The organism is Hyphomicrobium sp. GJ21 (assembly GCF_001006785.1).
Lineage (GTDB): Bacteria > Pseudomonadota > Alphaproteobacteria > Rhizobiales > Hyphomicrobiaceae > Hyphomicrobium_B.
Window position 1 is genome coordinate 452,049 of record NZ_CDHO01000001.1, and the last position, 12,356, is coordinate 464,404.

General features: G+C 62.3%; 11 protein-coding genes. 7 read left to right on the forward strand and 4 right to left on the reverse strand.

Annotation, left to right across the window (positions count from 1 at the left end; all coding sequences use genetic code 11):
• The 7 genes from infB (at position 1) to pnp (ending at position 8,459) form a co-directional block, all read left to right on the forward strand.
• Positions 1 to 2,730: a translation initiation factor IF-2 gene (gene infB / locus HYPGJ_RS02210; RefSeq protein ID WP_046845649.1), complete on the forward strand. Its 2,730-nt coding sequence runs from the start codon at positions 1 to 3 to the stop codon at positions 2,728 to 2,730.
• Between the two features lie 152 nt (positions 2,731 to 2,882).
• Positions 2,883 to 3,425, forward strand: a complete 543-nt coding sequence (locus HYPGJ_RS02215) for a YcxB family protein (RefSeq protein ID WP_143440472.1) — start codon at positions 2,883 to 2,885, stop codon at positions 3,423 to 3,425.
• A gap of 14 nt (positions 3,426 to 3,439) precedes the next feature.
• Positions 3,440 to 3,838, forward strand: coding sequence for a 30S ribosome-binding factor RbfA (gene rbfA / locus HYPGJ_RS02220; protein WP_013217448.1), 399 nt, complete (start codon positions 3,440 to 3,442; stop codon positions 3,836 to 3,838).
• Between the two features lie 5 nt (positions 3,839 to 3,843).
• Positions 3,844 to 4,764, forward strand: coding sequence for a tRNA pseudouridine(55) synthase TruB (gene truB / locus HYPGJ_RS02225; RefSeq protein ID WP_046845651.1), 921 nt, complete (start codon positions 3,844 to 3,846; stop codon positions 4,762 to 4,764).
• 31 nt (positions 4,765 to 4,795) lie between these two features.
• Positions 4,796 to 5,620 carry an aminoglycoside phosphotransferase family protein gene (locus HYPGJ_RS02230; protein WP_046845652.1) on the forward strand — a complete coding sequence of 275 codons (825 nt, stop codon included), beginning with the start codon at positions 4,796 to 4,798 and terminating at the stop codon, positions 5,618 to 5,620.
• Between the two features lie 183 nt (positions 5,621 to 5,803).
• A complete protein-coding gene (rpsO, locus tag HYPGJ_RS02235) occupies positions 5,804 to 6,085 on the forward strand; it encodes a 30S ribosomal protein S15 (protein WP_013217451.1) in 282 nt (93 codons plus the stop codon).
• A 172-nt stretch (positions 6,086 to 6,257) separates the two neighbouring features.
• The gene (gene pnp / locus HYPGJ_RS02240) at positions 6,258 to 8,459 is read left to right on the forward strand and encodes a polyribonucleotide nucleotidyltransferase (protein ID WP_046845827.1); all 2,202 of its coding nucleotides are present in this window, start codon (positions 6,258 to 6,260) and stop codon (positions 8,457 to 8,459) included.
• 308 nt (positions 8,460 to 8,767) lie between these two features.
• Here pnp and HYPGJ_RS02245 read toward each other — a convergent pair whose 3' ends face one another.
• The 4 genes from HYPGJ_RS02245 to fabB form a co-directional block, all read right to left on the reverse strand.
• Positions 8,768 to 9,028 (reverse strand): hypothetical protein, encoded by a 261-nt coding sequence (locus tag HYPGJ_RS02245; RefSeq protein ID WP_046845653.1) that lies wholly within the window; start codon positions 9,026 to 9,028, stop codon positions 8,768 to 8,770.
• Between the two features lie 159 nt (positions 9,029 to 9,187).
• A complete protein-coding gene (locus tag HYPGJ_RS02250) occupies positions 9,188 to 10,033 on the reverse strand; it encodes an aspartate/glutamate racemase family protein (RefSeq protein WP_013217454.1) in 846 nt (281 codons plus the stop codon).
• A gap of 46 nt (positions 10,034 to 10,079) precedes the next feature.
• On the reverse strand, positions 10,080 to 10,949 hold the full coding sequence (gene fabI / locus HYPGJ_RS02255) for an enoyl-ACP reductase FabI (RefSeq protein WP_013217455.1): 870 nt from the start codon (positions 10,947 to 10,949) through the stop codon (positions 10,080 to 10,082).
• 133 nt (positions 10,950 to 11,082) lie between these two features.
• Positions 11,083 to 12,315 (reverse strand): beta-ketoacyl-ACP synthase I, encoded by a 1,233-nt coding sequence (fabB, locus tag HYPGJ_RS02260; RefSeq protein ID WP_046845654.1) that lies wholly within the window; start codon positions 12,313 to 12,315, stop codon positions 11,083 to 11,085.
• Positions 12,316 to 12,356: the final 41 nt, after the last annotated feature.

Below are 12,356 nucleotides of genomic sequence, written 5' to 3' on the forward strand. Positions count from 1 at the left end.
ATGACGGATTCGAACGACCAGACCGATAAGACCATTCGCGTTGGAGCGCGCAAGCCGCTGTCGCTGCAGCGAACGGTCGAGTCTGGGCATGTGCGGCAGAACTTCAGCCACGGGCGATCGAAGTCTGTCGTCGTCGAGAAGAAGAAGACGCGGCGCTTCGGATCCGGGCCTGAAGGCGAAGCTGCGCCGGGTCCGGCGCCGGCTGAAGCGCCTCCGCCGCCGGTAAGAGCGCCGTCCGCTCCGGCGCCGCGACAGCAAGCATCGAATCCAGCGCAGGCACGCACGCTTTCGAACGAAGAGCGCGCGGCACGCGAGCGCGCACTCGCTGCTGCGCGTGCGGAAAGCACGACGCGTGTCGAAGCGGAGCCTGTTCGTTTCGAACCGGTGCGTCCGCCTGAGCCCGAGCCGCGCGTCGAAGAAGCGCCGGTACAAAGCGCTCCGCCCGCTGCTGCGCCGCCTGCCGCAACGAAGCCGGCTGAAGCTGCGCCCGCGCCTGTCGCTCGCGAGACGGCATCTCCCGCGCCGCGTGAGCCGCGTCGTGACAACAATTCGCCGCCGTCGCGCGATGGTGGCCGTCCGCCTTATCAAAGACAGGGCGCTCGCCCGACCGGCAACACGGCCTACATGCCGCGTGAAGCTGGACGCCCGCGCGAGATCGAACTGCCGGTGCCGCCGCGCCGCGGTGCGGCTCCCGCCGATGCAACGACGATCGAGAAGCCGGTTCGTCCGGCGCGGCCCGTGGTTGCCGCCCGCGAACAGGTGGAGGAAGACGATAGCCGCAAGCGCGGTCCCGGCGGCGCCAAGGTGCCGCGTCCCGCCGTCAAGACGAATGACGACGGCCGCCAGCGTCAGAAGCTGACGATCACGAACTTCGATCGTGAAGCTCAGGTTCGCTCGCTCGCGTCGCTGAAGCGCAAGCGCGAGAAGGAAAAGCTGAAAGCCATGGGCATTCAGCAGCCGCGCGAAAAAATCGCTCGCGAGGTCGTCATTCCGGAAGCGATCACGATCCAGGAACTCTCGAACCGCATGGCGGAGCGCGCCGTCGATCTCATCAAATATTTGATGCAGCAAGGCGCGATGCATAAAATTACCGACGTGCTCGATGCCGACACGGCGGAACTCATCGTGCAGGAATTCGGCCATACGTCGAAGCGCGTCTCGGAAGCCGACGTCGAAATCGGTTTCGTCGGCGATGTCGATGCCGACGATGCGGCGCTCGAGTCGCGCGCTCCCGTCGTCACGATCATGGGGCACGTCGACCACGGCAAGACGTCGCTGCTCGATGCGATCCGGTCCGCGAATGTCGTCGCGGGCGAAGCCGGCGGCATCACGCAGCACATCGGCGCGTATCAGGTCAAAGCCTCGAACGGCGATAAGATCACGTTCATCGATACGCCGGGCCACGAAGCGTTCACCGCCATGCGTGCGCGCGGTGCCAAGGTGACGGACATCGTCGTTCTGGTCGTTGCGGCCGACGACGGCGTCATGCCGCAGACGGTCGAGGCGATCAATCACGCCAAGGCCGCGAAGGTTCCGATCATCGTTGCGATCAACAAGATCGATAAGCCGCAGGCCGATCCCAATCGCGTTCGCACCGATCTTCTGTCGCAGGAAATCGTTGTCGAAAGCATGGGTGGCGAAACGCTCGAAGTGCCCGTGTCGGCGCTGAAGCGGACGAACCTCGACAAGCTGCTTGAAGCGATCCATCTGCAGGCCGAAATTCTCGACCTCAAGGCGAACCCGACGCGTACCGCCGAAGGCATCGTCATCGAAGCGAAACTCGAGCGCGGACGTGGTCCCGTTGGTACGGTTCTCGTTCAGCGCGGCACGCTCCACGTCGGCGATATCATCGTCGCCGGTACGGCTTGGGGCCGTGTCAGAGCGCTGCTCGACGATCATGGCGCGAACATCGATACAGCCGGGCCGTCGGTGCCGGTCGAGGTGCTGGGCTTCGACTCGGCTCCGGAAGCAGGCGATCAATTCGCCGTCGTCGAGAACGAAGCGCGTGCGCGCGAGCTGACGGATTATCGCGTCCGCAAGCGCCGCGAGACGCTGGGTTCGGCAGGCTCGAAGAGCACGCTCGAGCAGATGATGCAGCAGCTCAAGGACGCCGAGCGCAAGGAATTCCCGCTTGTCGTCAAGGGCGACGTGCAGGGTTCGGTCGAGGCGATCGCGGGCGCGCTGCGCAAGGTCGGCAACGACGAAGTCGAAGCGCGCCTCGTGCATTCGGGCGTCGGCGGCATCACCGAGTCGGACATCGCGCTTGCGGCGGCTTCGAAGGCCGTCGTCATCGGCTTCAACGTCCGCGCCAATGCGCAGGCGAAGCAGGCGGCCGATAACCAGGGCATCGAAATCCGCTACTACAACATCATCTACGATCTCGTCGATGAAGTGAAAGCGGCGATGTCGGGTCTTCTCGCTCCGACGAAGCGCGAGGTGTTCCTCGGCTACGCGTCCATCAAGCAGGTCTTCAATATCTCGAAGGTCGGCAAGGTCGCGGGCTGCCAGGTCACCGAGGGCAAGGTCGAACGCGGCGCCAAAGTTCGTCTGCTGCGCGACAACGTCGTCATTCACGAGGGCACGCTTGCGATCCTGAAGCGCTTCAAGGACGACGTGAAGGAAGTCGTTGCGGGGCAGGAATGCGGCATGTCGTTCGCGAACTATCAGGACATTCGCGAAGGCGATCAGATCGAGTGCTTCCAGGTCGAGACGATCGCGAGAAGTTTGTAGTCGCTCACGCGGGCTTCCGTGCGTTGTGAAACGCACGGACCTGCTCCGCGAGGGCGTGGCTTCCCACAGCGGCCGGTCGGCTTTTTCGGGCCGAATTTTGTATGATCTGAGATAAGAGGCCGTTCGTGGTTCAAGTCCGCGGCGGTCGGAAGATGACAGAAGCGATCGAGTTACCCCTCAAATTATCGTTCCGACTGACGCGCGCTGATATCGCGGCGTACGAACGTTTGCCGCGTGAATTTTCGCGAGGGGGCGTGCTCGCGTTTTTCGGCGTGTTTTTCGTCTTGGGCGCCGGGCTTGGAGCGTTCGAGGATGAACTCGGTGCGCTCGTTCCGCAATCATTGGCGGACTACCGCCATATCGTGCTGGCCGTTGCGGCAGCCGCCGTCGCCTATGCTTTTATCACGCTGGTGTTGACGCTGCGCACGAACTGGCGCATCGCGCGCGCAAAGCTGCCGTCCGACGAGACCGGAATCGATGTGTCAGAATCTGGACTTCGGGTCACGAACGACGCCTCGGTCCGTGATTTCGGCTGGGCTCTCATCGCGAAAGTGATCGAGACGGCGGATCACGTTTTTTTATGTCTGACGCCGCGATCGGCGCTCATCGTGCCGCTCAGGGCGTTCGCATCGCGCGACGACAAGACTGCCTTCGCCGATTTATCCGAGCGATTGTCTAGCAGCGCCGAGGCTTGAAGAAGGATCTGGCCATGCGATCAAAACACAAAACCCTTCCGTCGAAAGCGCCGTCGCAGCGAATGCTCCGCGTTGGCGAACTCATCCGGCATAAGATCGCTGAGATGCTGTCGCGCGGCGAAATTCACGATGACGTGCTCGCCTCGCACGTCATCACGATTCCGGAAGTGCGGCTGTCACCTGATCTGAAACTCGCAACCGTGTACGTGATGCCGCTCGGCGGCAATGACGTGAAGCCGGTGATTGAGGCGCTGACGCGCAACAAGAAATACATTCGCGCCGAGGTCGCGCATACGCTCAATCTTCGCTACGCGCCGGATCTCAGATTCCGCGAGGACGAGACATTTGAAGAAGCGACGCGCATCGACCGGTTGCTCGATAGCGAAAAAGTACGACGGGATACGGGGAAATAAGATCGATGGGACGCCGCAAAAAGGGTTCACCGGTTCATGGCTGGCTGGTGCTCGATAAGCCTCAGAACATGACGTCGACGCAGGCCGTCGGCATCGTCCGGCGCGTTTTCAATGCACAGAAGGCGGGGCATTCGGGAACGCTCGATCCGCTGGCGACGGGCATTCTGCCGATCGCGCTCGGGGAGGCGACGAAGACCGTTTCGTTCGCGGTCGACGGCGAGAAGGCGTATCGCTTCACGGTGCGCTGGGGCGCGGAAACCGAAACGGACGATACCGAAGGCGCGATTTCGAACACCAGCGATCAGCGTCCGGATCGGGCAAGCATCGAAGCGTTGCTGCCGCAGTTTCACGGCGAGATCATGCAGGTGCCGCCCGCCTATTCGGCGATCAAGGTCGACGGGGCGCGGGCTTACGATCTCGCGCGTGACGGAGAAACGGTCGTGCTCAATGCGCGTCCGGTTTTCATCGACAGTCTGCAGCTGGTCGACATGCCGGATGCGGCGACGAGCGTGTTCGAGGCGCGTTGCGGCAAGGGAACGTATGTGCGTGCGCTGGCGCGCGACATGGGCCGTCTGCTCGGCTGCTACGGGCACGTCATCGCGTTGCGGCGGACGCAGGTCGGTCCGTTCGACGAAGCGATCGCTGTTGCGATGGATGATTTGAAGGCGGCATCGGAGGCGAACGATGCCGAGCAGTTGTTGCGCTTTCTGCAACCCGTCGAAGCGGCGCTCGCCGATTTGCCGGAACTGCTCGTGTCGCAAAGCGACGCCGCAAGTCTCGCACGGGGCCAGACGGTGTTGATCCGGGGACGTGATGCCCCGATCCTTTCGGGGCCGGCTTATGCAACCTCCAAAGGTCGTCTGATCGCGCTCGGTGAACTTGCGAAGGGCGCGCTGCATCCGACGCGCGTGTTCAATCTCGGCTGAATCGTCCTCGTCCCAAAGGAGATTGCCTGGTTTGTGCGGAGACGCGGACTTCCAGCATTATCTCCGTGAATGGGACCTCGTGCCAGACGGCGCCGAGATTTTGACGCGTACCGCGAAGCTGCTTTCGGTTCGTCACCGTGACCGCCCAGCGATGCTGCGCGTCGCGTTGACGGCGGAAGCGGCCGAAGGCGCGGCGGTGATGGTCTGGTGGCAAGGTCAGGGTGCGGCGCGCGTTTTTGCAGTCGATGACAAGGCTCTCCTGCTCGAACGTGCGACGGGTGCTCGAAGCCTTCTCGCGATGTCGCAAGGCGAGCAAGACGTCGAAGCTACGCGTGTTCTCTGTGACGTGATTGCCGAACTCCATGCGTCGCGCCGTGAGCCTGCGCCGCAGCTGACGTCGTTGCTGGAATGGTTCGAGCCGCTTCTTGCGTCGGCACACCTCACCGATCAGCTCGCACGTTCGGCGGCAATGGCGCGAAAGCTACTGGCCGAGCCGCAAGACGTCGTGGCGCTACATGGCGACGTCCACCACGAGAATGTTCTCGACTTCGGTCCGCGCGGCTGGCTCGCCATCGATCCCAAAGGACTCTGGGGCGAGCGCGGGTTCGATTACGCGAATATTTTCTGCAATCCCGACATCGAGCAGCCGGAGCCCGCTGTTGCCGTCAGGACGGACATTTTTCATCAGAGGGTTGCGAGCGTTAGCGCGGCCGCGGGCCTCGATCGCCGTCGGCTGCTCGACTGGATCGTGGCCTGGGCTGGGCTTTCGGCAAGCTGGATCATCGCGGATGGCGACGACCCTGGCGTCGACATGGCGGTGCTATCGCTGGCGCTCGCTTGCTCAGATGCGACCTAAATTATTGAAATATAACAAAAATTAAAAGTGTCTGGGCATCTCGCAACTGGGCGGGTTTCGTGTATAAGTAGCGCCGACCGCGCGGGGTGCTCGCACTTTCGCGCGGCTTTCATTTGCGACCCCGCTGGACGACATCCCGGCCGTGGCCGCTTTTTTCCCACTCCAATTCGAAAGGAGCTACCGATGTCGCAGATCGCACCTCACCGCCGTGAGGCGAAAACGGCTGTCATCAAGGGCAACGCGACGAAGTCCAACGACACCGGCTCGCCGGAAGTCCAGATTGCAGTGCTGACGCATCGCATCAACGAGCTGACCGAGCATTTCAAGCTGCACAAGAAAGACAATCACTCGCGTCGCGGGCTGCTGAAGATGGTCAGCCAGCGCCGTCAGCTGCTCGACTACGTGAAGAGCAAGGACAACGCGCGTTATCAGAAGATCATCGAAAAGCACGGTATTCGCCGCTAAGCCGCGAAGTCGCTTCGCGCTCAAGACGGGGCCGTACATGGCCAAACGCGCAACGATCTAGAGAAGAGAGCCCGTCGGCGCCCTTGGGGTGCCGGCGCGATAGGTGTTCGCCTGGCATGAGGCCGGCGAGCAAGTCCGACCGAACAGAAAAAGCGAAAACGAAAGATCCAACATGTTTGATATCCATCGAGTCGAAATCGATTGGGGTGGCCGCAAGCTCAAGCTCGAAACCGGCCACTATGCACGCCAGGCCGACGCGGCCGTGATGGCGCAATATGGCGACACGACGGTTCTGGCGACTGTCGTCGGCGCACGCTCCGTGAAGCCCGGCATCGACTTCTTCCCGCTCACCGTGAACTATCAGGAGCGTACGTACGCGGCGGGCAAGATCCCCGGCGGCTATTTCAAGCGCGAAGGCCGTCCGAGTGAAAAAGAAACGCTGACGTCGCGGCTCATCGATCGTCCGATCCGCCCGTTGTTCGTCGAAGGCTTCAAGAACGAAACGCAGGTCGTCGTGACGGTGATGTCGCACGATCTCGAAAACGATCCCGACATTCTCGGCATGGTCGCGGCTTCGGCGGCGCTGACGCTTTCAGGCCTGCCGTTCCTCGGTCCGATCGGCGCCGCACGCGTTGGTCTCGTCAATGGTGAGCTGGTGCTCAATCCGATGATCGACGAGATGAAGGACAGCGCGCTCGACCTCGTCGTCGCCGGTACGGCCGACGCAGTGATGATGGTCGAATCGGAAGCCAAGGAGCTTCCCGAGGCGCAGATGCTCGAAGCCGTCGTGTTCGGCCACAAGCACATGCAGCCGGTGATTCAGGCAATCATCAAGCTCGCCGAAAAGGCAGCGAAAGAGCCGTGGGACATCAAGATCCCCGACAAGACGAAGTATGCGGGCGACGTGAAGAAGCTCGCAGAAAAGACGCTGAAGCAGGCGTTCTCGACGAAGGAAAAGGGCAAGCGCCAGGACCTCGTCGCGGAGGCCAAGAAGGCGATCACCGAAGGCATCACGCTCCCGGCTGACGATCCGAACGAGAAGGTCCTGCTTTCGGACGCCTTCAAGGCGCTCGAAATGGACATCATGCGCGGCGACGTTCTGAAGACGAAGACGCGCATCGACGGTCGCGACCTGAAGACGGTGCGTCCGATCCTGTCGGAAGTTCACGTTCTGCCGCGTACGCACGGTTCGGCGCTGTTCACGCGCGGCGAGACGCAGGCGCTGGTCGTCGCGACGCTCGGCACGGGCGAGGACGAGCAGTTCATCGACAGCCTCGAAGGCACGAAGAAAGAGCGCTTCCTGCTGCATTACAACTTCCCGCCCTATTCGGTCGGCGAAGTCGGACGCATGGGTTCGCCGGGCCGCCGCGAAATCGGCCACGGCAAACTCGCGTGGCGCGCCATCCATCCGATGCTGCCGTCGCAGGAAGAGTTCCCCTACACGCTGCGCGTCGTTTCAGAGATCACCGAGTCCAACGGCTCGTCGTCGATGGCGACGGTCTGCGGTTCGTCGCTGGCTCTGATGGATGCGGGCGTGCCGCTGAAGTCGCCGGTTGCGGGCATCGCGATGGGTCTGATCAAGGAAGGCGATGAATTCGTCGTTCTGTCGGATATTCTCGGCGATGAAGATCATCTCGGCGATATGGACTTCAAGGTTGCGGGCACGGCCAATGGCGTGACGTCGCTGCAGATGGACATCAAGATCACCGGCATCACCGAAGAGATCATGCGCATCGCGCTCGATCAGGCGCACGATGGCCGCATCCACATCCTCGGCGAAATGGCAAAGTCGTTGACGGGCGCGCGCGAAGAACTCGGCGAGTTCGCGCCGCGTATCGAGACGATCAAGATCCCTGTCGACAAGATCCGCGAAGTCATCGGTTCGGGCGGTTCGGTCATCCGCGAGATCGTCGCGGAGTCGGGCGCCAAGATCGACATCGAGGACGACGGCACGGTGAAGATCGCGTCGGCCAATCGCGAGTCGATCGAGAAGGCGCTGGCGCGCATTCGCGGCATCACGTCGGAGCCCGAGGTCGGACAGATCTACAAGGGCAAGGTCGTGAAGGTGATGGAGTTCGGCGCGTTCGTGAACTTCTTCGGCGCGAAGGACGGACTGGTTCACATTTCGCAGCTTGCACCGGGACGTCCGGAGTCGGTCGGCGCGGTCGTCAAGGAAGGCCAGGAAGTTTACGTGAAGCTTCTGGGCTTCGATGATCGCGGCAAGACGCGTCTGTCGATGAAGATCGTCGATCAGGCGACGGGCCAGGAAATTCCGCGCGCCGAGGGCGAACCGGAGGAAGTCTTCGAGAGCCGTCCGCCGCGTCGTGAAGGTGGCCGTGGCGGTCCTCGCGGTCCGCGTCGCGATCGCAACTGATCGTCACGTTCGCATTACTGAAATAACCGAGGCCGCCGGACTAATATTCGGCGGCCTTTTCTTTTCTTTTCCAACTCTCTCACCTGATGGCCGGGCGTGACCCGGCAATCCAGAGCTGAACGGGTGGGGTTCGTATGTGGCTCTGGATGGCCGCCTCAAGGGCGGCCATGGCGTGTCGGGGTGCAGTGTGTGCAGGTTCGCATGTTGTTGAGCGGTCTCCGCGCCGCGATTGCCGGTCGATTTCGAGAGCTAAAAGAAAAGGGCCACCCGCGAGGATGGCCCTTTTTTAGTCCGCAATTTTTAGCGGCTCAGTACCAGTAGCACTTGCCGTGTCTGCAAACGTGATTGGTGCACTGGACGCGGCCGATGCCCTTCACGTGCTTGTGCCAGCCGTTCAGGCCGCGACGGCACTTGCGATGCCAGAAGTGGGCCTGCGTGACGTTCGACGACTGCACGCTGACGTCCTTGAGCAGGCTCAGCGGCGCGGGCGACGCCGCGTTGGCTGATGCGCTGGAAAATGCAATGGCAGCGGCGAGCGATGCTGCCGCGAGCAAAATATTCTTTTTCATTGGTGGTACTCCTCTCTCCCAAACGCCGGAGGTTTTCGGGTTATGCGCGGTGACGCTAGCTGCGAGCCGCCGGGCCGCCAACAGATCAATTGCCGGGGCGCGAGAACAGTCTGCCGCTGTTGCAACTTAGCGTCTGGGCTCAGGCTCAAGCCTCGGGCCTCAGGCGCGCGCGAAGGCCGGTACGTTCGGCCAGAAGACGCGGGCTTTCTCGCTGACTTCGACGGGATCGCCGGTGGTCAGGAGCGTGAGACTTCCGGATTCGTCGCCATTCAAATAATGCGACCGCCGCGCGAGATAATCTTCGAAGCTGTCGGACACGACTTCGGGCTGCGAGAGGATGCGCGTGAACGGCGGCAAATGCTTGCGAAACAGATGCTCGACGAGCGGGAAGTGTGTGCAGCCGAGGATCGCACGATGCGGAGGCACGCCGTCCGTCTGATCTAAAAGCCCGGTGATGCCCGCGCGGACGAGTTCCTCGAGATGCGCCTCGGGCTGCTTTTCCTCGATCGCGCCCGCGAGCTCGGAGCAGATCTGCTGGACGACGGTGACCTTCGGACAGCGCTTGCCGATTTCCTCCGGATAGACGCCCGCCGTCACCGTGCGCGTCGTTCCGAACACGCCGATGGTATCGGTGTTGTATTTCTGCGGATATTGCGGCGACGTCACCGCCCAGGGCGTTTGCGTGGCGGCCTCGACGGTTGGTGCGACGATGCCGAGGACGTTATGCGTGCCGGCCCAGGGGCTGCGCGGCAGCCATTCCTGCTGCAGACGTCTCAGCGCAACGGCGGTTGCCGTGTTGCATCCCAGAAGCACGAGCTTGGCCCCGCGTGCGAACAGATCCTCGACGCAATCGCGCGTGTAGCCGACGATCGCGTCCGATGGCCTGTTGCCGTAAGGAACGTGCGCGTGATCGGCCAGATACACGAAATCGGCGGCTTTGAACCGCTGAGTGAGGACGCGCAGAACGGTGAGGCCGCCAAGACCTGAATCAAAGACGCCGATCATGGCCCGAGTGTTTGCGATGCCGGACGGTGAACGTCAACGGCTTCGATTACTCAGCCGCAGCGGAAGGCGAGGCGCTCGGTCCTTTGGCTTCGCTGTCGTGCTCTTTGAGGCTCTGCAGCGACGGCATCGACACGGTGTTATAGCCGCAGTCGACGAAGTGGACTTCGCCCGTCACCGCGCCGGACAGCGGCGAGAGCAGGTACAGCGCCGAGCCCGCGACTTCGTCGAGCGTCGGGGTGCGCTGCAAGGGTGAGTTGTCGCGCTGGAAATTGAAGATGACGCGTGCGTCGGAAACACCGGCGCCGGACAGCGTGCGCATCGGGCCGGCCGACAGCGCGTTGACGCGGATGCCCTGCGGTCCGAGATCGGCCGCAAGATAACGCACGGAGGCTTCGAGCGCGGCTTTGGCGACGCCCATGACGTTGTAGGACGGGACCCAACGGGTCGCGCCGCCGTAGGAAAGCGTGATCAGCGAACCGCCGTTATGCATCAGCGCCGAGGCGCGCTTTGCGATCTCGGTGAACGAGAAGCACGAGATGACCATCGAGTTGATGAAGTTCTCGCGGGTCGTGTCGGCGTAGCGGCCCGAGAGTTCCTTGGGATCGGAGAACGCGAGAGCGTGGACGACGAAGTCGATGCCGCCCCATTCTTCCTTGATGCGATCGAAAACGCGGTCGACGCTGTTGAGATCGAGAACGTTGCATTCCTCGATGATCTTTGCACCGAGCGACTGCGCGAGCGGCGCGGCGCGGCGACCGAAGGCACCGCCCTGATAGGTGAAGGCGAGTTCCGCGCCTTGGCCCGCGAGCACGCGAGCAATGCCCCACGCGATCGAGCGATCGTTGGCGACGCCCATGACGAGGCCGCGTTTGCCCGCCATGATCGGACCCGGCTTGGCAATATCGATGTCGGTCATTGAATGCCTCGTTCTGTCACCAAATGTGCGCCCGCGGACGTCGAACCAACCGCTGCCGCGCTTATAAACTCTCATTATCTCTCGCCAGCCTGCCGGACGACGCAAACTGGCAAGGCGCAGGATCGCGCGTTACTCAGGCATCGTGGCGGCCGAAAATCAGAGTGGCATTGGTGCCGCCGAAACCGAAGCTGTTCGACATCACACAGTTAAGTTCGGCGTTGTCGATGCGACTCAACGCGATCGGAACGTCGGCGAATGCCGGGTCCAGCTCTTCGATGTTCGCGCTTTCGCAGATGAAGCCGTTGTTCATCATAAGGAGCGAGAAAATCGCCTCCTGGACGCCGATCGCGCCGAGGGAATGACCGGTGAGCGATTTGGTCGCAGAGATCGGCGGAATGGCGTTTCCGAAGACGGCGCGGATGGCGTCAATTTCCTTGGCATCGCCGACCGGCGTGCTGGTGCCGTGCGGGTTGATGTAGTCGATCTTGGAGACGGCTTTGCCGTCGAAGCCTTTGAGCGCGAGGCGCATACAACGCTCGGCGCCCTCGCCGGACGGGGCCACCATGTCGTGGCCGTCTGACGTTGCGCCGTAGCCTTTGACCTCGCCGTAGATCTTGGCGCCCCGGGCTTTCGCGTGCTCCAACTCTTCGAGAACGACGACGCCTGCGCCGCCGGCGATCACGAAGCCGTCGCGGTCCTTATCGTAAGCGCGGCTCGCCTTTTCGGGCGTCGCGTTGAAGTGGGACGACATCGCGCCCATCGCGTCGAACAGGTTCGACAGCGTCCAGTCGAGTTCTTCACAGCCGCCGGCGAACATGACGTCCTGCTTGCCCCACTGGATCAACTCGGTCGCGTTCCCGATGCAGTGCGTGCTCGTCGCGCAGGCCGATGCGATCGAATAGTTCACGCCCTTGATCTGGAAGGCGGTCGCGAGTGCCGCTGAAGGACCGGAGCACATGGCTTTCGGAACTTCGAACGGACCGATCTTTTTCGGGCCGCCCGTTTCGAGCGTTGTTTCGGCGGCCTCGACAATCGCGCGAGTCGACGGACCGCCGGAGCCGACGATGATGCCGGTGCGTTCGTTGACGACATCGGATGGTTCGAGACCTGAATCGCGGATCGCCTGATCCATTGCGATCCAGTTCCAGCCGACGCCGGGGTTCATGAAGCGGCGCGGCTTGCGCGGCACAACGCTTTCCCATTCAAGATTGGGTGCGCCGTGAACCTGACATTTGAAGCCGAGATCAGCGTATTTCTCAGCGCGCGAAATGCCTGACTTCGCCTCTCTCAGGGAAGCAAGCACTTCCTGAGTATTGTTTCCGATCGAGGAAACAATGCCCATTCCAGTGATAACAACGCGCCGCATGCGCTCCAAATCTCCTGCGGTTTTTGCAAAGCCCGCGAGGC